General features: G+C 41.9%; 20 protein-coding genes. 4 read left to right on the forward strand and 16 right to left on the reverse strand.

The features are described 5' to 3' along the window. Window positions 1–34 precede the first annotated feature (34 nt). The 3 genes from L3V77_RS18980 to L3V77_RS18990 form a co-directional block, all read right to left on the reverse strand. A complete protein-coding gene (locus L3V77_RS18980) occupies window positions 35–1645 on the reverse strand; it encodes a GGDEF domain-containing phosphodiesterase (protein WP_275137813.1) in 1611 nt (536 codons plus the stop codon). A 567-nt stretch (window positions 1646–2212) separates the two neighbouring features. Then, window positions 2213–4198: a peptidase U32 family protein gene (locus L3V77_RS18985; protein ID WP_275137814.1), complete on the reverse strand. Its 1986-nt coding sequence runs from the start codon at window positions 4196–4198 to the stop codon at window positions 2213–2215. A gap of 115 nt (window positions 4199–4313) precedes the next feature. Next, window positions 4314–4757: a hypothetical protein gene (locus L3V77_RS18990; protein ID WP_275137815.1), complete on the reverse strand. Its 444-nt coding sequence runs from the start codon at window positions 4755–4757 to the stop codon at window positions 4314–4316. Window positions 4758–5257: 500 nt separating this feature from the next. Between L3V77_RS18990 and L3V77_RS18995 the strand changes: the two genes are divergently transcribed. Further along, window positions 5258–5725: a YhcH/YjgK/YiaL family protein gene (locus tag L3V77_RS18995; protein ID WP_275137816.1), complete on the forward strand. Its 468-nt coding sequence runs from the start codon at window positions 5258–5260 to the stop codon at window positions 5723–5725. Window positions 5726–5804: 79 nt separating this feature from the next. Here L3V77_RS18995 and L3V77_RS19000 read toward each other — a convergent pair whose 3' ends face one another. The 7 genes from L3V77_RS19000 to L3V77_RS19030 all read right to left on the reverse strand — a co-directional run bounded on the left by L3V77_RS19000 (window position 5805) and on the right by L3V77_RS19030 (window position 13741). Then, a complete protein-coding gene (locus tag L3V77_RS19000; protein ID WP_275137817.1) occupies window positions 5805–6425 on the reverse strand; it encodes a LysE family translocator in 621 nt (206 codons plus the stop codon). Between the two features lie 303 nt (window positions 6426–6728). Beyond that, entirely contained in the window at window positions 6729–8114 is a 1386-nt protein-coding gene (locus L3V77_RS19005) for an alpha-amylase family protein (RefSeq protein ID WP_275137818.1), read from the reverse strand. A gap of 460 nt (window positions 8115–8574) precedes the next feature. Beyond that, window positions 8575–9753, reverse strand: a complete 1179-nt coding sequence (locus L3V77_RS19010) for a hypothetical protein (protein WP_275137819.1) — start codon at window positions 9751–9753, stop codon at window positions 8575–8577. Then, window positions 9753–10463: an ABC transporter ATP-binding protein gene (locus L3V77_RS19015; RefSeq protein WP_275137820.1), complete on the reverse strand. Its 711-nt coding sequence runs from the start codon at window positions 10461–10463 to the stop codon at window positions 9753–9755. Before L3V77_RS19015 ends, L3V77_RS19010 begins: the two co-directional genes overlap by 1 nt. Before the next feature lie 19 nt (window positions 10464–10482). Beyond that, window positions 10483–11718 carry an FtsX-like permease family protein gene (locus L3V77_RS19020; RefSeq protein WP_275137821.1) on the reverse strand — a complete coding sequence of 412 codons (1236 nt, stop codon included), beginning with the start codon at window positions 11716–11718 and terminating at the stop codon, window positions 10483–10485. Continuing rightward, window positions 11708–12937, reverse strand: a complete 1230-nt coding sequence (locus L3V77_RS19025) for an ABC transporter permease (RefSeq protein WP_275137822.1) — start codon at window positions 12935–12937, stop codon at window positions 11708–11710. Before L3V77_RS19025 ends, L3V77_RS19020 begins: the two co-directional genes overlap by 11 nt. Before the next feature lie 51 nt (window positions 12938–12988). Further along, a complete protein-coding gene (locus L3V77_RS19030; protein ID WP_275137823.1) occupies window positions 12989–13741 on the reverse strand; it encodes an outer membrane lipoprotein-sorting protein in 753 nt (250 codons plus the stop codon). A 178-nt stretch (window positions 13742–13919) separates the two neighbouring features. Between L3V77_RS19030 and L3V77_RS19035 the strand changes: the two genes are divergently transcribed. Together L3V77_RS19035 and glgC are read left to right on the forward strand one after the other, a co-directional pair. Continuing rightward, window positions 13920–14801 carry a LysR family transcriptional regulator gene (locus tag L3V77_RS19035; RefSeq protein WP_275137824.1) on the forward strand — a complete coding sequence of 294 codons (882 nt, stop codon included), beginning with the start codon at window positions 13920–13922 and terminating at the stop codon, window positions 14799–14801. 184 nt (window positions 14802–14985) lie between these two features. Continuing rightward, entirely contained in the window at window positions 14986–16203 is a 1218-nt protein-coding gene (glgC, locus tag L3V77_RS19040; protein WP_275137825.1) for a glucose-1-phosphate adenylyltransferase, read from the forward strand. 80 nt (window positions 16204–16283) lie between these two features. On the opposite strand, the gene L3V77_RS19045 is transcribed toward glgC, so the two are convergent. From L3V77_RS19045 to L3V77_RS19055, 3 genes are all read right to left on the reverse strand, one after another. Next, window positions 16284–17207, reverse strand: a complete 924-nt coding sequence (locus tag L3V77_RS19045) for an AEC family transporter (RefSeq protein ID WP_275137826.1) — start codon at window positions 17205–17207, stop codon at window positions 16284–16286. 79 nt (window positions 17208–17286) lie between these two features. Continuing rightward, window positions 17287–18159, reverse strand: a complete 873-nt coding sequence (locus L3V77_RS19050; protein WP_275137827.1) for a LysR family transcriptional regulator — start codon at window positions 18157–18159, stop codon at window positions 17287–17289. Between the two features lie 226 nt (window positions 18160–18385). Further along, window positions 18386–19528 (reverse strand): phosphopyruvate hydratase, encoded by a 1143-nt coding sequence (locus L3V77_RS19055; RefSeq protein WP_275137828.1) that lies wholly within the window; start codon window positions 19526–19528, stop codon window positions 18386–18388. Here L3V77_RS19055 and L3V77_RS19060 point away from each other — a divergent pair. Next, on the forward strand, window positions 19528–19863 hold the full coding sequence (locus L3V77_RS19060; RefSeq protein WP_275137829.1) for an AraC family transcriptional regulator: 336 nt from the start codon (window positions 19528–19530) through the stop codon (window positions 19861–19863). The genes L3V77_RS19055 and L3V77_RS19060 overlap by 1 nt on opposite strands. A 21-nt stretch (window positions 19864–19884) precedes the next feature. Here L3V77_RS19060 and L3V77_RS19065 read toward each other — a convergent pair whose 3' ends face one another. The 3 genes from L3V77_RS19065 to L3V77_RS19075 form a co-directional block, all read right to left on the reverse strand. Continuing rightward, a complete protein-coding gene (locus L3V77_RS19065) occupies window positions 19885–21063 on the reverse strand; it encodes an MFS transporter (RefSeq protein ID WP_275137830.1) in 1179 nt (392 codons plus the stop codon). A gap of 168 nt (window positions 21064–21231) precedes the next feature. Then, window positions 21232–22293 carry a YjhT family mutarotase gene (locus L3V77_RS19070; protein WP_275137831.1) on the reverse strand — a complete coding sequence of 354 codons (1062 nt, stop codon included), beginning with the start codon at window positions 22291–22293 and terminating at the stop codon, window positions 21232–21234. Between the two features lie 15 nt (window positions 22294–22308). Further along, window positions 22309–23469 (reverse strand): N-acetylneuraminate epimerase, encoded by a 1161-nt coding sequence (locus L3V77_RS19075; RefSeq protein ID WP_275137832.1) that lies wholly within the window; start codon window positions 23467–23469, stop codon window positions 22309–22311. Window positions 23470–23538: the final 69 nt, after the last annotated feature.

Consider the following 23538-nt stretch of genomic DNA (forward strand, 5'->3'; position numbering starts at 1 on the left):
CAAAATAAGCTCTGATGATAGCCTCACGTGAAAATTATGCTCTGCTCTTGCTCTTCATACGATCTTTTTTGGCCTGTAGCCTCTGTTCCGGTAAAAGATTTAGCTCATTGTAGTTGTTCACCCAACCATCAAATGCAGACGTTTCCAATGGTTTAGAGAATAAATACCCTTGCACTTTCTGACAGCCTAATTCACTTAATGTTGTAAACTGTTCCATGGTTTCAATCCCTTCAGCGACCACTTCAAGGTTAAAGTTTTTTGCAAGCCCAATGATGGAACTCACCATCATAAAATCCGTTCGATCTGTCAGAAAGTTTTGGATAAAACTTCTATCAATTTTTATCTCCGAGACAGGTAGAATTCTCAGTTGATTCAATGCCGAGTGTCCGGTACCAAAATCATCCAATGAAAATTGGATACCGAGGATTCTGCACTCTTTCATAGACAGCTCTACTTGCTTATAGTCGGTTATGCTAGCGCTTTCTGTGAGCTCTATTTTCAATTTGCTCGGGCACACCATTGGGTATTGATCCAGTAGCTTTTTTAGACTTTCAACAAATTTAGCTCGTTCAATATGACAAGCGGTTATATTGACACTAATAGAAATATTATTATGTTTTGCGATTTTTCTGAGGGCCGTTTGAATTACCCACTCACCGAAACGACTACTAATGGGGTGGTTGTCAATCAGGTGGATAAATTTGTCTGGTGTTAAGAACCCTTTTTCAGGGTGATTCCACCGAACCAATGCTTCTGCACTTAACACTTCACCCGAATTCAATGCGACTTGGGGCTGAAAATACAAAGTGAGTTCATTGTTCTCTATCGCTAAACTAAGCTCCTCTCTCATCTTAAATTCGCTTAGCTTCCTTTCTTCTTCTGCCTTCTGATAAATTGTATAAGTTGCATCATCATCATGCTTACTCTTATAAAGCGCTTCGTGCGCCTGCATGCTCATATTGACGGAAGAGATAGCCTTTTCAGTGTGGCTAAGAGAAGTCAGTCCTAATTTGCAATAGATGTTCGGTTCCCGAGCATTTAGTTTGCTAAATTTTAGTTGTTCAGACAAGTTGCGAGCCAAAACATCGACGCTTTGACCGTCAGGCAGTTCGATCAACAGCGCAAACGTATTGCGACTAGGTTTGGCAATTATCCAGTTCAGACCAGAAATATCACTGATTCGGTCGCTTAATTTTATCAAGCTGTTATCGACCTCTTCTGAGGAGTAACAATTATAAAGGTTTTCGTATTCAGTTATATTGACCAACACTAGAACCAAGGTAACATCCGACTCAGTAAGGTTTTCTACCTTCTCATCCAATAAGCTTTCAAAGAAAGCACCGTTGGGTAAACCGGTCAACGCATCAAACTTTAGTTTATTCTGGAATTCTTGCTCCGCGAGTATTCTTTTCTGAACCTGACTAAGTGCATCTTTAAAACGGCGAATGGAAAACCACAACAAAACAGCAGGGCTTAAAAGGATGACAAGAAACAGCTCGTCTAACTGCTTATTCTCTTGATTCTTAAGAATAAAAATAATTTTCTCAAACACCTCAAAATTCTCAAACAATACAATTGCGAAAAATAGGACGGCGAAAGAGATGAGTGAATCTTGAATGATCTGTTTTTTTATCTGTTTGTGCATTCTGTTCCCTGTTACAGACACAAGCTATAAACTTTTTACACGTTAGCGCTAAGAACCTAATATCCACACAAAACATCCATGTGACGCAGAAAAATTATGAGCTATTAAAATAATTCATGATTCTATATTTAATTATAATAAAGATCAATATTGGGGAGAAGATCACTCTATTAAAAATCCATTAATAATCTATTCATAATCTAGAAATGGCAATTACTGACTAACAAACCGAACGGTGTTCCCCCCCTATTTCTCTGATTGAACATTCGTTTAGTATGGTTCTGTTTCTTAAATGAAACTAAGAAACCATCAACCCAAATGAGTGCGATAGCAACATTGCTACAAGTTCATGCAACGTTTAGGAGGACACGTTAGAGATCCTTGGTATCGTCAACAAGTGACATTTAAAGTTAAGCAAAAGGATGTTTCTAAAGGAGGCGAGCAATCAATGGATAGGTAGATTGAGCGGTCGACGTACAGTTAGTTGATCTCCGAGAAAAACAATTAACTGTACGTTGAAAAACGCCTGTCTTGGCGCTTTAATGACGTCTTTCCCAACAAAGGCTTCTATAAGCCCTTAATGTACTGGTTGTTGACCGTACCAACGAGATTACTTTCCAGTGTCTGTTGCGAATTCTCTTTATGAAGAATCAGGTCAGTAAACATAGTAACCAGTTCCCCTTTATCTGCCTCTGTTTTTGTCATTGTCTCTATATCTCGCAGATCAACCATAAAACCAGTAAACAACTCGGGCAAATCATGAACGACATTTGGGTTGTAGAAATGATGATTACCATAAAGGGTGTTATGGTTCCCTTTTTGCTTATCGATGATATAAGACGATTCATTGAAATTGATGATAGATGTATGCTTGTTACAACGCGGTAAACATCCCTTGTTAATCTTCATTTTCTTACAACCGCTAGTCTGCTGGAACAAGCATTGGCGACTGGTTAACAAGCCGTTGGGGTGGTAGATACTGTGCAGAAGCTGAAACCCTTCAGGACGAACTATCCGTCTCATCTGAATTCTTGTTATCTCGTTTGAGATAAACGCACCACTACAATTGAACTCTTCTTTTAGGCACTTAAGCGCATACGAATTGACAATATTAAATTGTGGTCCAGCAATCCATGCCATTCCTTTCTCTGCGGCTAAATAACCAATCCCCATATTGTTGGTCACAATCAGAGCAGGTTTTACCTCATCTAAAAACTCAACAGCGGCATCATAGTCTTTGTCGATAAGAATAGCAGGAAACCACGGAATCAAGGCTTCATTCGAGTGGAACACGTCCAGTAATTCACTGAGCGAATAAGCCAGTGCATTAGGTAACTCAAAATAGAGATCCGTGTTGTCGCCTTGCACCTTTTCAATATCGGCTTGATTTGATATTAGTACCGACAGACGTGCGTCTTCATCTTTCGGTGTATGTGCCACCAATTTGGGGATCGTATCCACGCCACCAGCTTTTAAGCTTATTACATGTGATGGTGTAGATTCGGACAATAGATTTTTCGTTTTTTCTTCCACCATACGCATAATGTCCGTTTTTTTGTCGAACAGATCTTGTTGTACTTTTTTTACATCTTCTTCCGCTGTTACACCGTATATTTTAACAAAGTGCCTTGAAGCGTTATCCCGCGGATGGTTAATGTACATCTTATTGCTGATTTCTCCTTGCAAATAGCCATCTGAAAAGTCGCGATTAAACACAGTATAAAGATCAGAAGTGTCCGTTAGGAGATCTTGCCCATCGCAATACGCATCAATCTGTTTGCGCCAGTTATCAACGACGGTATACACATAATGTGCTTTCTTAATCCGTCCCTCTACCTTTAGTGAATAAACACCTGCATCTGCTAGCTCTTTCAGATCACCAAAAGCCGAGTTGTCTTTCATATTAAGAGGATAGTCACTGCCCACTTCCGTCGTTTGATATTGATCTCGACAAGGTTGACTACAGCGACCTCTGTTTCCCGACGCACCATTTTTAGCGGAGCTCATATAACACAAGCCCGAAAAGCCGATGCAATACGAACCATGGACAAATACTTCCATCAATACATCATGTTCAAGTCCAAACTGAGCGAGTCGTTTTATCTCTTTGATATTCAACTCTCTGGATAAATTCACTCGGCTAACACCAAGTTTATTCATAAACAGAATCTGCCCTTCGTTGTGGGTGTTGAGTTGAGTGGATGCATGGACATCTAGCTCTGGGAAGTGATGTTTGAGGATGTAAGCTAAACCAATGTCCTGGACAATGACACCGTCCACTTTGGTACTGACAAGTTGCTTCAACAGACGGGTTATCGCAGGAATTTCATTCTCTAAAATAATAATGTTAAGCGTGAGGAATATCTTACAGTCGCGTTGATGCGCAACCTCAATAACATCATTAAGGTTCTCTAAACTCAGATTCTCAGCTCTATTGCGGGCATTAAACCTATCTAGGCCACAATAGACGGCATCAGCACCAGCAACAATCGCCGCTTTAATCGACTCTAAATCGCCACCAGGCGCTAACAACTCAAATTGACTTTTATCCACGATTCTACTCACTTCACACTTTTAGAAGCGGTATTCTACTGTGCTACAAGCAAGATTTCTTGTGAAATTTTAAGATTAATGCTGATCAGGTTCATTATGTCATCAGCACTTATTATTAATTATTATTAATATCTTTTAATATCAAGGATAAAGATTCTTCTACTCGCTTATTTTTACCCTGCATCGCTTCACGATATTGAGCATAATGGTCGTCCATTAAAAACTGCAATTGGTTTTTCAGATCTTTTTCGGTGCAACTGCGAATGACCTTTTTTAGGTCATCGAGAGATTGACTCAAGTGAACATCTTCCAATACTTCTTTATCATCTTCGTTCAACAACGTTAGTTGTTTCAGTACATCTGAATAAGAATTATTGAGTGCATACTCAGCGTAGTCTTTATAACCCTCTTTTTTTAGAACTCGGGTCATAATCGAATCTTTCTTCGATATAAACCCCAACATATCATTGACTATCACGTTGCTAACACCAGTATCATCAACTTGGCAAGTTGCGGAGGCATTAAAGGATAGTACTAACAGAAGTAGCCATTTATTCATCAATTCAATTCCACAGGTTTAATTATCATTGGTAAGCAAAGCAAGATTTTAGGGTATTTTCATCCATTTTACTATGCGTATCGGGAAGGACAACGCAGGCCTCGTTAGGTCACCAGTTATTCACCTTATACAAAAGAAGAACCCCATCAACTGAATCAGTTAATGGGGTTCGTGTTATTCTTATGAGCGAATACTTTATATACGACTTAAACTAGCGCGAGTACCGAAACAACGACGGCCAGTGAAAACAAACAAATGCGCTCGATAAAACCTAGAGATTCATTATTGATCATAACCGGTTTCATTATTATATCTCCTCTTTCTATTTTGTATATACATTGTAATGCATTGGAAGTGCATTGTCTATACTTTGAATTCAATGAAGGTTGATATATTGACACTTCGTCTTTAACCGCCCTTGAAAACGAGGTCAATACCTTTTATGCGACCTTATAATCCTGATATGCTCACAATAGTGAATTCATTAATGAGAAATTAACATGCACATTGGTAACCTAGGTAACCTCGCCCTTTCTTCACAACTTCACCCTATTGTAAAAGATATCCTCAATACGGTCGCCGAGATGATTCAACGCAATGATCTGCCAGACGGTAAGCGCCATCTGCAAGAGGATGTATTTCTATTTACCGCAGAAGTGGATACCGAAACACTCGATTTGAGACGATCTGAAATTCATAACGATTTCATGGACATTCAGATTTTACTCGACGGAGAAGAAAGATTTGGATACAGCTACAAAGGATATGAAACCGTTACCGATAACCAGCTTGATAGCAACGATATCGCCTTTGTCGATAATGTTATCGATGAAAAATATGTCGATCTTACCGCTGGCGATTTTATCATTTTTTATCCAAATCAACCTCACAGACCGCTGATTTGCGTCGATTCACCTAAAGCTATAAAAAAAATGGTTGTAAAAATAAACAAAAAAATCCTGTCATAAACAAAACTCAGTCATGGGCAGGGTGGTTCTCGATGGGTCGTTCTTTGAGATAAAAAGCTCAAAGAACATTCATTCCCCATTAACTCACAAATAACCACACACCAACACCCATCATCAAAGTACCAGAGATTCGATTCATAAACCGTACATTCTTAGAATGTCCAAGCACACGTTTAAGCCCTTTTCCACCAGTGGCGTAAAGCGTCATGCAGACAAATTCCGACACCATAATTATAGAGACTAATAGAATCAATTGAGTGGTGAGTGGTTTGCTATTGTCGATAAAAGGAGGAAGAAGCGAAACCATAAATGCCCACCCTTTCGGGTTAGCAATGGCGGTAACAAATCCTTGAACCACAAGGTCCCAGTTTCTTCCAACAGGCATTTCGGTGGTATCACCACTTAATGCGAGCTTACCTTTTGATAGCCACATCTGAATACCCAAATAAAACAAGTAAGATGCACCAATCGTTTTGAAAGCGATAAACAACCATGGGTAATTCAGCATCACCGCGGCAATACCTAAAACAGCCGCGACAGCAACGAGCGCAACGCCAACCACTTCACCAGCCATCATCCACAATGCCCGCTTATACCCAACACTCATCCCCAAACCTAGTGCTAATGTCATGCACATGCCCGGGGTAATCGATACAAAGAAAAACGTAGGTATAAAGACACTCAAAAGAGCCCAATTCATCGCGATATCCTTTCCGCTATTTAATTACTTGCAGCCCACTAAAATAACGCGACTTTTTAGAAAAAGATACACTTTATTATTGTACTCAAATAGAAGCATTAATTAGGATATTGTCTCTCAGTGAGCCCAACTGGCGCTAGGCGTAGTTAAGCAAAAAAACAGTCTAAGTAACCTGTAACACGTGATTGATAAGCCGCTCAGGTTTAATGATACCCATGTTGATCACAAGCTTACTTGGCTTGGTATTAACACTGTGGAACGAAACCTGAACGAACTCAACAAGCACAGTATTGGCTCACCATATTATGGTTCTACTGCGACCATCATCATGCAACTTTGTGGTTCAAGAGTGAAATTAAACTCCCCCTCATCCACTTTTAGATTTGAATCGCTGAGTAGATCAAGCATATCTTTTTGCCAGTCCATACTAATCTCGATTTTATGGTCGGATTTATTGATGGCAACAAGGCCATTTTCTCCGCGGGAAAAAATAAGAAAATCCTCATCCCCAAGCATTCGCTTCATCGGTTCACCGTGTGCAAAGTTATGGAAACGGATCATTTCCGCCATTCTTGGATCTTTCCACGCGTTCATCCAACGAGGTTGACCACGCTTGTCTATTATTCCACTAGTATCTAAATCCGTATAAACAAGTGGTACCCCACCATCTCGACCAAGAATATAGCAGTAGGCTAACCATTCATTCGTTTCTTCCATCACAAGGCGACTAAACACATCGTTATTTGGAATGTCATGGGTGATAGCAAACGTGATGGCACGAGTGTTAGATAACGCTTGACCAAACGTATATGGATTGATTAAAGAAGTCATATCACCCTTAGGTTGAAATGCCTCAAAAACCGTAGTAAATAGTGGAAAATCATAGGCACCGAGCTTGGTGCTTTCCAAGTATGGCTGCAAAAAGATCTCATACTCTTCTTTTGTGGCGCCACCATCGGTAATGATCTCACCGAAAATGTGTACATCTTTCATAATGTCATCAGTCCACACCTTGCGTAGGTGCTCCAATGTCATGTGTTTTGCGGCATCAATACGGAAGCCCGCTACGCCCATCTCTTTTAGTGCTTTTAGATAGGCCTGCTGCTTTGACACCACATTGTCGTTATGCCGTAAAGTGGGTAAACCCGGGTCTTCATGACCCCCCGTGATACGACCATTTTGAACCTCCCACTTATCTTTCCAATCTTCGATACCAAAAGCTTCAACAAAATCATCCTCCGTAAACAAAGGTTGGCTTAGGTCTCCAAACAATCTTAGTTTTTGGATCTCTTCCCAATCAGTACGATAACGCTGCATATCGAACTCGTTCGGATAATCAAGGTCAGAACGCAGGTAAGCTTCATTTGCCATGTGGTTGAATACCACGTCGGCATAAACACGGATACCAAATTCATTTAGCCTCTGGACCATGGCAGAAAAATCTTTGGTATTGCCAAGTTGGTTGTCGATGACCCGGTAGTCTTGCGGCTGATAACGCTGCCACCACTCGGTACCATCATCACGAATAGCCGATTTCATTGGGGGTGAGACGAGGACGGTTTTATAGCCTAATTCACTGATCTCTTTTGCATTTTCTGCAACATAAGCATATTGCCAATCAAACGCATGGAGGATCACGTCCGTTTTATCAAAAAGCGATCGTTGTTTATCTGAGAAATAGTTAGTCATTTCATTTTCCTTCTATACGAGCTTGCTGAGAAAATCATCGGACACATTTCCGATAGGAAGAAAGCAAGCTACTTGGAACAACTAGGTGACATCGAAAGGACATCAACCTAATACTGTAGAATTGAGTGCATTATAGATACCAACATGAGAAGTAAATCACCCTTTTATGAAGTATTTTAGGGGGAGCGATGGGGGCGTAGAACGTTGAATATACCGTTTCTGAAAAATATAATACGACACAATATGTAAGATCAGCATCAGAATATATAAAAATTAAATATATATCAATGCGTTAAAATATTTTCGATTTATACATAACAATCTGTAGCGCTCAGAATCTCGCGCATAAATGCCATACATAAACACAGAGTGAAATGTGAAATTTTTATAACACAGGAAGTTTCAACCATCTTATATATTCATTTTGGTGCTTTATTCACCAAATTGACGCAACGCATCACTAAAAACTCCATTTAATTTGTGCAAACATTAAGGTGCTGGAAGATTGGGAAAACAGACTATCTTTATCCCCATCGAAATATTGCACAACACCGAGCAACTGCCAGTTATTCGCAAGGGAATAGTTATTGGACAACCCTAAAAAATAAGAACCATCTTTGTAGTAAATAGTCGACAACGTAACTCGGCTCAACGCTGACACCTCAAAGCTTGCATCCAGGTAACTGGTTAACTCTGTAAAACTCAGGGTTTTTGCCGTTAAAGGCAAACTAAGAAAGGCGTTAGCACTAATAGGGTCTTGCGGACTCGAGTTGTGCATAATCGAACCTTTAACGGTCCAGTTACCTTGTCCTCCGAAGCTGTAATCCATCTCTAGACTGGAGACCAGCGCGCTGACCTGATCGACGTCTTGCCAACTATCCTGCGTTGGGTCAAAGTAACTCACCTCCGCCCTTAGTCCACCACCTTTAATATCCCCAGCGATGCCCACGCCTATGACGTTATCTAATCTTGCCTTTCCACCTATTAATTGAATATCCCACTCCTCTACATTAAACAGATAGCGCATTGCATAGCTGTTAAGGTGGTGTTCTTCATTTGGGCTATAAACAAGGTCAAAACTACTTGCAAAGCCTAGTTTACTACTCAGAGAAAGTGCATCTGTACCCGGCCTTTCTTCGTAGTCAAAATCATAAATAGAATAAGAATTAAATACATCATTAGGGTTCCACACGGTCGTCATTCCCCAGTTAATCCGAAATCGTCCCCCAGTAACCTGCCAGTTGTCTTTGTTCCAGTCAATATAGAGTCGATCTAGCTGACTATTTCCTACATATCTCTCACCTTCGGCCCAGTTTTTTGACAGGTCGACATACCCTAAATCCAATCCGATATAATCAGAGTAGTAGGGGTTTTCAGCCGACTCACCCCAGATGAATCGATTTCTCATTCCTGCGTTAAAACGCAGATTTGAACTCAATCGGTATTCAAAATTAAAACGTTGATTGACAAGGTTGTCGAATAGGTTATCGCCTACATCTGGCAAGGTTGCAGTGCCCATGTATTTAATATAACCGTTCAGATCCCACGCCTTTTCGGGTTGTAAACCTGGAATGTCCGCTTCGGCAACACGTGAGAATGCTATTGCTAGGACGAAGATACGACAACGGGATTTAGACATTACGCTAATTCATCTTGTGTTTCAGTGGTGTTCCACTCGTCTTGCTTAAGCTGACCATCTTCAAACACTATCACGCGCTTAGCGCGTCTAATTACTCTTGGATCATGGGTAGAGAAGATAAATGTGGTCCCTTCTTTTTCATTTAGTTGCTGCATAATATCGAGCAATTCAGCGGTACTTTTCGCATCCAAGTTTGCCGTCGGTTCATCCGCCATAACAAACCTCGGCCGAGGGGCAAGTGCGCGCGCAACGGCCACACGTTGTTGCTGACCACCCGACAATTTACTCGGTACTTTATTCAATTGGTCCTCTAGCCCAACTTGAGTAAGCAGCGCCTTTGCACGAGTCAGACACGCTTCATTGCTTTGACCCTGTAACTGCATAACGAATTCCACATTCTCTACCGCGGTAAGCACAGGGAGTAAGCTGTAATCTTGAAAAATAAAGCCAATATTATCTCTGCGAAACGCGATCAATTGCTTCTCTTTGAGCGTACATATATTACAACCGTCAATGTTAACTTCACCTGAAGTAGGTGTGTCAATTCCACCTAGCATGTTCAGTAACGTGGTTTTACCCGAGCCTGACGGCCCCATCACGGCAACAAACTCACCCTGTTCAATTGAAAGGTCGAGGTTCTGCACTGCATAGACCGGAAAATCCGTATCTTGATTGTAGGTCTTACACAAACCTTTTATTTGAATCGTCATATCCACCTCTATGGGAAAATCAATGCTTCTCTGACATGGCTTCGACAGGCCGCTGCTTTAATATTTGCCGAGCTGGGTAAAGTGCCGCAATAATACTTGAGAAGACCACGGTAAAGAAAATCACCTCATACTCATAGACAGACACTCTCGGATAAAGCACCGTATCCACGCCATACGCCCCGAGGCCTTCCGCCATTCCCCCCAAAGGTAAACCTGTAAACTGCAGGATTTGAATCATCGTTATGCTTGCCAAAAGGCCAAGTACGGCGCCACAACTACCTAGCCAAATCGTTTCAAGCATAATCAAGAGAAAAATCTTATGTTTCTGCATGCCAACCGCCATCAATACACCAAACTCTTGGGTGCGTTCAAATACTGACATCAACATGATATTGACAATACCGAAGCCCATCGCGATGACAAAAATTGCGAGCATAATGACATTACTGATCCCCATCGTCGCGATCATAGACGCCAACATAGGCTGAACTTTGGTCCAATCACGAACCCTGTTTTGCTCAGAACTGAGCGCGCGTAATTGGGCAGTAAATTCAGATAAAGCGCCCTCTTTTTGCGTGTTTATTTCATCTTTCAATAGGATCGCTATCTCGTGGACCCCAGTAAGGTGGGCAATTTTTTCTACATCTTTTTTTCGCACATAGACGTTAGTGTCATCAAACGTGGTCGAGGGTGTTTTAAACAAACCTCGCACTCTGAAAGCTGAGCCCGTGACTTCCCCTCGCCCATCCGTAAATGTCAGAACCACTTTGGACCCAATTTTAAGCTTGAGTCTTCCGGCTATGTTTTGCGAAACTAAAACCGGATTTCTTCCTTCAATTGCAAGGCTCTTACCCTGCGTTATACTGCTTAGAATTGGCGTAACTCGGCTTTCTGAATCAATATTCACACCAATAATTCTGACCCCTCGAGTGCTTCTTGCCGACCCAATCATGCCATCGGCCAAAAATCGACCAGACCACGCCAAGACATCTGGGTTTCGACTAAGATAGTCAAAAACAACATTCGGTTTATCGATGAGATCCGTAATATCTGGGTTCTCAATATAGTGTCGATTCTGAACTTGCACATGGCTGGTTTGCCATGCAATCGCATTGTGAACCATGTTATCAACCATTCCGGACATAAAGCCCATCATGGTCACCACACCCATCAAACCAAATATCATGCCGCCGAGCATAATTCCGGTCCGAAGTTTATTCCGCCAAAGGTTACGCCAAGCTAGTTTAATGAGCATGAGCACCACCTTTTAATGCGCTGACCAGCTCTAACTTTAAGATTCGGAGCATAGGATAAATAAGACTAAGCACTAAGATTGTCAGCACAGAGAGGATCTGATTAATAAACAGGTAAGGCGCTAGAAGCACTGGCATTATCGGTTCGAACCCAGAGTCACGCATGAGCTGTGCCGACTCGCCGGTGATCTCAATAGGATTGAAATAGAGATAGGTCAGAACAGGAAACGAACAGAGCAACCCCAACATCACACCAATAAAGGCGATGAATACAGATTCAATAGCGATCAGTTGCAACAAACGAGATCTCAACATTCCGGTAGCCAACATAACACCAAATTCTCTTTGGCGTTCTAAAGTCATCATCAAAATAGTCGCAAATAAACCAAAGCCAACCACACCATAAAGTAGGTAAATCAGAAAAATCCCACCGGCTTTGTCCATTGCGATCTGCTGAGATAATTCTGGGGCTAAATCTTTCCAATCTCTCACATTGTATTTATCACCATAGCTGGCCTTCAATTGCGAAACGGTTTGATCTAACTGAGTGATATCCTTGGTGTGCAATACCCATGAAGTGACAAGACCATCTGCGCTGTATAAGGTTTGTGCGAGTTTAAGTGGTAGATACACCAATTGATTATCGAGTTGTGGTAATGGGAAGCGAATGAGCCCTTTAATCCGATACAGCCCTGCGGCGGTTTGACCGCGATACCCTTGACCATACAAAACCAGCTCATCACCAACAGACAGGTCAAAGAATTTTGCCAATCCTTCACCAACAAGAACCTGTTTGTCATCAGCCGTTAGATATTCACCTGAAGTCACTTTCTCACTGATCTTTGAGTAGTTATTTTCTTTCTCAGGATCGACCCCCATCACGACAACCCCTTTCGACTTTTCCGCCGAAGCCGCAAGCGCGAATGACTCAATACGCGGCAACATGACATTGATATTCGAGTGAGACTCTATTGACGCAATTACCTCACCAGTAGCCGGAATCACATCATCAATACTTAAGCTATCCGCGTACTCGGGATGTTGAACCTGAATAAGACCAGTATAAAAACGAGCCGAATTTTCAATATTTGCTTGATAGGTGCCTTCTTGTAGTGTTCTTACCAACAGAGAGAGGAACAACGCCAACGCGAGTGCGGAAGCCGTCAAAAACGTACGCCGTTTCTGCCTCCATAGATTACGCCACGCTAACTTTATTAACATGCTCATCCCTCTTTATTGCACCGCTTTAATAACTGACCCTTCCATCTCACGTTAGTCACGTAAGGATTTCATCTGGCTCTGCGAGAAAAAATTATCACCAATTTCAAAATCAAATTGCGCTTCGTGAGTAATCATTTCGGTTTTGTGACCCTCTTTTTCTACTGGGATCATCTCCATACGTGTTGCAATCATTCGGCCACCCAGCGCTTTAATGTCATAGGTTTGCATTAGGTTAACGAGTTCATCAAATTCATCATAAAATGCAACTTTACGTTGCAGATACGTCTCTTTTGAAATCCAAAGGCGCACCTTACTCCACACGACAGGCGCGTCTGGCTTGGCAACGGCGTCGATGACATAAGTCAATTCTCCATCGAACCGTTCTTCTTGGATAAGCACGTGGTCATAGTCCACCACAATGGATGATTGGTTGATCAGATCGTCATTGGTAAAATCGGATCCCATCCAAGATTGACTTAGCATAGAGGGGGCAATTTTAATTATTCGTTCAATACCAGGAATCCAGTTCCACATCTCACGTTGGCGTTTAAGGGAGGCGCTGCCCTTATCTTTCGCTGGTGCAGTCACTAAAACCAGAGACAGATCTTTTCCTTTTGTCCAACTTTTCATGCTCATACTACGAGTCCAATCCGGTCGAATAATGTTCATTGTTGCTACGGTATAACTCGCGTCTCCACGCATCTGCTTGTCTGATTTATCGACAATATCGAAAGCGGATTCAGCCCACGCGGAACCAGACAAGAAAGAAAGAATAACAAAGAAATATATTGAATTAGTGCGCATGCTTTCACCGAATTATCAAATACCTAAAGATAATATAGCAGTTGTCCATAGCTATTTATTAGACGTCCTGAGCAATACGGTATGATGGTCAAAATAAAGAAACGGCACTAGATTAATCAAAATTTATCAATTACTCTTATTTTAATAATATTTTGTTATTGATTTAGGATTCATCTTTATGCTCAACGCGCAGTGGTTAAATACATTCATTACCTTGGTTGAAATCGGTCATTTTACCAAAACGGCTGAAAAACTGTTCATGACTCAACCTGGCGTAAGCCAGCATATTAAAAAATTGGAGGTGCAATTAAATGCCCCACTGATCGAAAAAACAGGCAAACAGTTTGAACTCACCGACGCAGGGCAGAAGGTGTACCAGTACGCATTAACACTACAACAACATGAGAACGCTCTGATGGAAGCCGTGAAAGTTGACTCGCCCTATATTGGCAGTTGTCTATTTTCGATGTCTGGTTCTTTATGTATGCAATTTCAGGCGGTTTTTCTCAACCGGCAAATAGAGCATCCATCCTTATTCATCTCATTAGAATCTGCACCAAATTATCGCATCGTCGATGAGTTATTAAACCGCAAGATTGATCTGGGCATCGTGACACAAAAAATTCCCTCACCTCAGCTTGAGTACCAGTTGATCGGTGAAGAGAAACTGTGTTTAGTGGTTCCAAAAGGGTTTAATTCCCAAAACTGGAATCTAAACGACCTGAAATCATTAGGCATTATTAATCACCCAGATTGCGAACACTACTTACTTCAGTTTTTGTCCGCTTATAATCAAGAACATGAGCTAAACAACATCCAACATTCTGGCTATATTAATCAGCTAAGCCAGATACTTTACCCTGTCGCAAAAGGGTTAGGTTTTACTCTGCTACCATCCAGTGCAGTGAATGCATTTCCAGATCAAGATCAAATCGCTATTTTGCCCCTAACAACAGAAATTAAGGAATCCCTGTATCTTGTACAGAAGCGATATCGATCCCTGCCAGCCCGATACGACTGGTTCATAAAAACCATAAAAGCGTCATTTTGTAGCACATGATAGACAGTTTCTGCATTGTCTTGGTGCGCTACAATTTATAGTTCGCTTCAATATGGTGCATTAATAAACACTTTGAATTAAATGCTCTTGTATTTCATAGGGTTAATAATTGGCTCGATACTTGAATCGTTCTATGTAAATAACCCATAATTAATAAGATGCACTGAATCAGGGAGTGATAAAAATGCAAGAGACTTTAACGGTAGTACTCGCCGGAGGAATGGGCTCGCGTCTGTCACCACTGACCGACAATCGGGCAAAACCCGCAGTACCGTTTGGAGGCAAATATAGAATCATCGATTACACCCTGACCAACTGCCTTCACTCCGGTTTACGACGAATCCTAGTTCTCACCCAATACAAGTCACATTCACTACAAAAACACCTTCGAGACGGATGGTCAGTGTTTAATCCAGAGCTCGGTGAGTACGTTACCGTCGTGCCGCCTCAAATGAGGAAAGGCGATAAATGGTATAGCGGAACGGCTGATGCCATCTATCAGAACCTGTGGTTGTTATCTCGTAGTGAGGCAAAGTATGTAGTGGTACTTTCCGGTGACCATATTTACCGTATGGACTACGACCCAATGATTCAGCGCCACAAAGAAACAGGGGCAGATCTAACCATCGCGTGTATGGAAGTTCCCATTGAACAAGCAAGCGAATTTGGTGTGATGGCCACTGATGAACAAAACAAAATCATCGCATTCGAAGAAAAACCTGAAAAACCCGCTTCACTCCCAAATGACTCGAATAACAGCCTGGCTTCTATGGGCATCTACGTTTTCACTATTGACGCATTAACTGAAGCTTTAGAAAGAGACGCGGAGGACAGCAGTTCTAGCAACGATTTTGGTAAAAATATTATCCCCAAACTGATCAATCAGAATAAGGTTTTTGCGCATAAGTTTGGTGGCGACACCGGACGAGTAACCAAAGATGCATACTGGCGCGATGTCGGTACTATCGACTCTTTCTATCAAGCCAATATGGATTTATTAGAGCCAGTCCCTCCAATGGATTTATATCAGCGCGATTGGGCAATACGCACATATGAACCGCAATTACCGCCCGCGAGAACGACCTCCTCAGCAACAGGCAATGAAGGGATTTTTATCAACTCACTTATTTCAAGCGGTGTGATCATCTCTGGCGGGTCGGTACAAAATTCCGTCTTATCGTCTAACGTGCGGATCAATGATGGGGCAACGGTCTCTGATAGTATTCTATTTGATCACGTAGAAGTGGGCGAAAACTGCCAACTTAAAAACTGCATTATTGATAAACACGTGAAAATACCAGATGGCACAGAAATTGGCCTTAATCCAGCCGAGGATACCAAACACTTTACCATTTCTGATAAAGGTATCGTTGTGGTACCCGAATCGTATGTGTTCGAGTAACACGTATTCTTAATAACAAAACACCACATAGACTGTGGTGTTTTGTTATGACCCCTAATCATCATTGATCATTCCAATATTTAGCTCAACACCATCAAATAATGAAGTATCAATGGCAGCGTAATAAACGCTAATACAGTCTGACTGGTAATTATCGACGCCATGGCCTGACTGTTTCCTCCAAGTTGTCTTGACAGAATATAAGCAGAGGGTGCCGTTGGGACCGCCATCATAATGACCACTACCGCGAGCGTCGTTCCCTCTAACCCCATAAACCGGGCTAAAACAATAGTCAAAACAGGTTTTACTAACAACTGTATTATCGATGCAATAACGACAATCTCTTTGGAATGTCTACTCTCTTGAAAGTTCAGCGCGGCTCCAATGGCAAGTAACGCTAACGGCAGCGCACACTGACCTAACATAGACAGCGTCGAATCTATGACGATTGGAAGTGCTACAGAATTAAAATTGATAGCGAGTCCAATCACACAGCCTAAAATCAGGGGATTCAGCATCAAATTTGATAGCAATTTCCTCCAACTTCTTAATTCTTTGTCAATCAAGGAAAAAACCAAAAGACACAAGATGTTAACGGTAATAATAATCACAGACACGGACAAAGCGGCGGCAACAATACCTAAATCACCAAATAGGTTAATAACGATGGCAAGCGCAACAAAACTATTAAAACGTACGCCACCTTGAAAAACAGAGGTAAAAGAAGGAAGATCAATAGGGCGAATAAAAAGCTGCCAAATAACAAGCAACAAGCTACTCACCAAAAGCACTATCATCAATGTAACTGCAATACTGACCCAAGGTACGCCTTGTAACGGTTTGTTTGCCAAGGAACTAATTAACAATGCAGGCGTGAAAACATAGTAGGTCAATTTAGAGAGATCGTTCCAAAATGATTCCTGTAGCTTCATTTGGCGACGTATGAGGTAGCCAAGGCAAACAACAAACGAAACTTGGAACAACGCAATAAAAGCGACAAACATAATTTTCTCCTAGATTTTCTTCAGCATACAAAGAAAATAGAAATAAAAATATTTATACTTTTTGTGAAAATAGTTAAAATTATTTTATGTTTAGTAGTTCATCAAGTAAGACATGAACTAAAGGCTTTCTGTCGTGTTCATTCCGTTGGTACAACCCAATATTACGATGGAGCGGTGGTTGACCGAATAGAGTGAGTTTAAATTCATTTTTTAACTTCTCTACACGTCTTTTACCAAGAGCCATCACTGTCACACCGAGTTCTTCCTGAACCATGATTAAGGCCGCCTGTAAGGAATCTAATTCCATAATGGTATCTGTGTTGATTTTTCTGCTCTTTATCTCATTTTCGATCATTGTTCCCGCCCATGCCAGCGGATCCAATTTAATAAATGGATAATTTGACAATATATCAGCGTCGTTCTGTTCAGGGTGATTTTTATTTGAAACGACATAAAACGGTTCAGATTCTATTGTCGTCCAGGAAAATTCTTTGGGAATCGTCCGTTGCGGTTCGGTAATAAGTACCGCATCCAATTCCCCCGCTTCCACTCTTTGCGCAAGATCGACGGACATTCCCCTAAAAACCTTGATATTGAGTTTTGGGTAGCTTTTGCGTATTGAAGCAAGTGCTGGCCCAAGAGAGTCCACTTGAACACTGAATACCGCTCCTATCAAGAGCTCACCGTTATATATGCCCTGTTCTCCCAGTCCCTCAGAAAGCGCATCATACAGAGCGATGATGTGGTCAGCTCGCTCTTTTACCTTCTCTCCATCGCGAGTTAGCACTAAATTTCGTCCCACCTTTTCGAATATTTTGCTGCTAAGTTGGGCCTCAAGTTGCTTCATTTGGGTGCTTATTGCGGCTTGCGTTAAACCAATCTTGTCACCTGCTGAGGCAAAACTGCCTGCTTGCGCAATCGCTTGTAGAGTTCTTAGGGTTCTAATAGACATACATCAAGTTCTTAGTCATTCTGACTGTTAAGGCGTAATGTCCGATACTACAGGCTGAATGAAAACATCGTCAAATGAAGCGTTTAAATACGTCATTTCGCTAATGAATAATACGATATTAGTAACGACATTTGGACACTGTCGTCTTCAATAGGTTACTAATTAAAAAACTAGGTATCATCCACGACGACAATACCCAGCCCAGCTCTATACACATCTAAGTCCATTATTTACTTAGCTGTTTATAGATTTCCCCACCAAGAAAGCGCGATGTACCTTGCAGTTTTTTGTCAATGCGCAAAACTTCGTTCCACTTCACCAAACGTTCACTGCGAATAAACGAACCTACTTTTAATTGGCCTGCATTGGTTGCTACCGCCAAATGACTGATAAAAGCATCTTCTGTTTCACCAGAACGGGCAGACACAACGGGAAGCCATCCTGCCTCTTGAGTCAGTCTTATAGCATCAATGGTTTCTGTAACCGTTCCAATCTGATTAAGTTTTATCAGAACACTATTGGCCAGTTTCTTGTCGATACCTTGCTCAATTCGGGTGATATTAGTTGTAAATAAATCATCACCTATTACCTGTATTTTGTCGCCAACTTGGTGGGTAAAACGTGCCCACATTTCAAAATCAGTATCTGCAAACGGGTCTTCAACCGACAGTATTGGATATCTTTGACACCAATCTAACATTAACTGTAGGAAAGCTTCTGAGCTGTAACTTTTACCATCCAAAGGCAAATGATACTGACCGTCTCTGTAGAGATCACTTGCGGCGATATCCAATGAGATAGAAACCTCCTCTCTTGGTTTATAGCCAGCTTTTTCGATAGCCTCGACAACAAACTCGAATATCGCTTCATGGTTATCAAAGGTTGGCCAAAATCCACCTTCATCCGCAGCGCCAGCTAACAAACCTCGCGCTTTCAAGATTGTCTCTCCAGCATGATAAATCTTGTCGGTCGCTTCAAGGGTATCTTGGTAGGTTTTCGCTCCATTAATGATCAACAAAAAATCTTGAATATCGGTACGCCATTGCGCATGTGATCCGCCACCAACTAATTGAATTTCTGGTAAGGGTAATAGGTCACCCGATTCCTTACATAAACTTTTAAACAGTGGGACTTTATTAAACTTCGCTTTGGCATCTGCAACGGCCAATGACACACCTAATATTGCGTTTTCGCTTAAACGAGATTTATTGTCCGTGCCGTCGAGTTCACACATCTGTCTGTCTATTTTCGCTTGATCAGAGGCCGAGTGACCAATGAGAAGCGTAGCTATCTCTGTTTTGACGTTATTGATTGCTTGGAAAACTGACTTTCCTAAAAACGCATCTCTATTGCCATCACGTAATTCCAATGCTTCGAACTGCCCTGTGGATGCCCCGGAAGATAGAATCGAATTACTATCGACCTATTCAGTTGGCCGATATCGCTACCATTACCAATCTCACTGAGCACGCATTTTGCCGTTCCTTTAAAAAAGCCACTGGGAAAACGTTTCTTCACTACCTCAATGGTATTCGAGTGCATGAAGCAGCAAAGCAACTGATAGAGACTGAACTCTCTATCACACAGATTGCTTACGAAGTTGGATTTTCAAACATCAGCAGCTTTAATCGCTACTTCAAAAATCAAAAGAAACTATCTCCATCTGAATTTCGCAAAAATATTGAAAACTATGTGACAGAGTGACAATGAAATATGTTCCCTACCCTAGTGATCAACACTAACTTGAATGGCTGATCGCTTGCTCTCAAAAAATAACCCCGCAAAACCAACGACCAGTATTACGGTTAGGATTATCGCGATGCTCTCTGCTCCAGAGTTCGAGAAGATGCCACTCAAAAAAGAGTTAATGATAGCAGCAACAATGTTCGACAAAAGCAGCCAAGAATATACTTTAGTCAGTGCATTCTCTCCCCATTTCTGACGCACTCTTGAAGCGTATAAAACAAGAACTCCACCGTAGTTAAAGCCGGCCAACGCAGCTAATACAAGTGGTGAGGACTCAAAGTCGAATAGCCATAACAGGCTAAATATTGATATCGCCTGTAGCAATAAATTCGCCTTCAAACAATTGGTTACAGAGACGATGTCGCTCATTGCCCCCCAAGCGACGCGTCCTATTGCATTACACAATGCAAATACGGCAACCAAAGAAATAAACGACTCGAATCCACTTCCAGCAATAAGCACAATCTTGCTGTTTACAAAGAAACCAGCCGTTAAGCCAACTGTCATCGCAATAAATAAGCCCAAAAACAATGGATCCTTGAGCAAGTCACCCAGATTAATATGGAACGTCTCTTTCGATTGATGGTAGGCCGTCATGGGTCGATACATTAGTGTGGCCGGGATAAACCCAACAACAAAATAGAGCCCTCCAACCACCGCCAAGGCGGAAAACGGCGTAAAGTCTGCGGTATAAATCAGATAATTAGAAAACTCACCCACAAGTGCGGCTCCGGCAGCAAAACCACCAACGGCTAATCCTGTAATTAAACCGCCTCTATTGGGAAACCACGCTATACCAACCAATATGGGCACGAGATAGGTGAGTCCAACGCCGATGCCCCCTATGACACCAACACCGATAATAGTGAAGATAAAATTAACGTCGCCAAAATTAGAGAGGAGCCACCCAAAAGCAAAAAGAGCGATACCGATCTGCGCGCTCATTCGAGTGCCAAAACGAGAAATTATGCGGTGAGAAAACAGTAATGTCAGGGGAAACACAACATAAAACACGTTAAAAGGCATCGTTGAATACACGGGATCAACTTGATAGTTTTGGATAAATTCCGCGTCGTAAATTGACCATGAATAGGTTCCGCCAATACAAGCTTGAAGCAACACGACGGCCGCGAGTATTAGATATTTGTTATTTGTCATTAAAAGCTCTTTTCGGTTTGTATGTACCGATGGTTTGATAATAGAGAAGATCGTTTGATAATGGCAAATCACCAGCAAATGTTGACTAGACAAATGCTGGTGATTCAACCTGTTGTTAAGTAAGTGCAGATGAACCTAGAAGTGCTAATAGGGGCTAGCAACCTAGATTCATCTCATCAAATAACAACGTACTAATGCTTGTTGGGTAGCATTTTCACCACCAACGAGTATTAATTCTTTTTCGCAGCTAACGGATGCACCATAAGCTGCGCCTTCCGGCAACCGCGCCACGACTTTCCATGACTCACCATCCAAACGCCACACGGCATCGCTGTAGTGCTTTGTTAGTCCTTGGTGCGTATACCACTGTCCATTTCTTAAATTGTGTTGGCTGCCCACAAAATAAGCGCCTCCGAGCGCAAAATAGTGACCATTCAACTCACCAGAATAGGCACCAGCTAACCCTTCATGTTCTTCTTCATCTGAATGAATCGATGCAAGAACTGACGATTCAAAACGACAGGTTTCGTCAAACGTAAACTGTTTCACATCCGTACTTCTCAATCCCGGTTTGATCTCTCCATCAATCAAGGTAACTTTGTTGCCTTTCGAGATTAAGGCTGCACCACAGTTCGCTGCAAATGGATTGTCCTGTATCAGCTCCCATCGATTTTGGTGGGTGTCATATCGAATAATATCTTTATTCCAACCGTACTTTTCAGGCTCTTGAGACATAAATTTTGTCAGCAGATCTTGTCGCTGCTGTGGGGTTTTGTCTGTATCTATATTTGCCATCTTCTGACAGAAATTATCAAAGGTTTGTTTGTTGTATCCACCAAAAAACACGAACTGACCTTTTGATATTTCGCAACCGCTGCCACCTAACAGACCGACCGGTGTCTCAGTCGCTACCTTGTGCCATTTTTTATCTAAAAAATCGAACCGATACACATCAGTAAGCACCTGTGCATGTTGAGAACCCTCAGGGGTTCCAGCCCCTGAGAATACCCAAACACCTTTTTCGTCTGTAATGTATACCGCGTCATTCCTTTCCACACCCGGAAAGTCATTCGCGCGTTGCCAACCTGTAGATAGGTCGTCCAAATTGAGACAAAAGAAACGCGTTCCTGCGCTACCCAATCCGGCATAGAGCGTCTTACCATCTCTTGTTGCGACGCCGTTTTTTACCCCTTCAGGTAAATCTGGCAAACTTTTAAAAACTACAGACATTTATTACTCCAAACGTTAATCTTGAATGGTGACATCTTTACCGTCCCAGCTTAGTAAGTACGCGGTCTTACTTGCTTTACGTGCACCATCTTCACCGCCAACAATGAGTACCCCATCGTTCGTTGTGAAAGAAGCACCATATGCAAGCCCTGCAGGTAGGTTATTAACTTGGGCCCATAAGCCATCTTTTAATACGTACATTTCTGGGTTAAATGCTTTACCAAAGCCGTTATGTGCGAACATCTTCCCACTTTCAAACGCGCCTTTTGCCCCGTGGAAATTTGCCCCCCCAGCAACGATGAATGCTCCGTTACTTTCGCCAGCGAACGCGCCCGCGACACCTTCCTGAACAGGAGAACCGGATGGTGCAGGAAGAGAGTGTAGGCTCTGCCACGGTTGTGGTTGCCCATACTGATACTGTTTAACCTCGGCCGTTCTTAAGCCTGGCTTTATCTCACCACTGATTATTGTTGCCTGTTTACCGTCTGTAATTAATGCTGAACCGCAGTTTGGTAGATAAGGCGACATACCCAAATCAACCCACTTACCCGTTTCAGGTTTGAACGTTAAAACCGAGCGGTTCCATTTGTAACCAGATGGCTTCATGCCCATATAATCATCGACAATTTTCTGCCATTTTTCAGGCTCTTTATTCTTATCCGTCGTCATGACATCAGACAGGTATTGGTCGAAATAGCCTTTGTTGTAGCCACCAAAAAAGACAATGTTTTTGCCGTCTGGAGAATACGATGAGGCACCCAACAGCCCAACTGGAGAGGCACTGTTCACTTGCGCCCACGCGTCTGATTTAACGTTGTAACGATAAATCGTATCAAACAAAACTGGCGCGGCATCCGACTCTTGTATTTTACCGGATCCGCCAAAGATATAGATTTCGTTATCAATGACAGAAGCCGTTGCCCCGCTTCGTGCAGGACCATCAAAGCTGGCTTTTTTCTGCCAACCTTTATCAACATTGTTGAGATCCAACATGTAAAATTCTTTACCTGCAGAACCTAAACCCACAAACAACTTGTCACCTGTCTGAGCGCTCACTCCACTTTTTAAACCTACAGGTAAGTCGGGCCATTGATTGACCGCTAAAGCTGACACACTAACCAACAATGATGTAATCATTAACGATGTTTTAGCACAAAAATTTAATCTATTTTTCATTACTCTAATGTCCTTATTTAAACCTATTGTTTCTTTATGATTCGTTTTTTTGGTTCGTGCACATTATCG

The sequence above is a fragment of the Vibrio sp. DW001 genome, assembly GCF_029016285.1.
Taxonomy (GTDB): domain Bacteria; phylum Pseudomonadota; class Gammaproteobacteria; order Enterobacterales; family Vibrionaceae; genus Vibrio.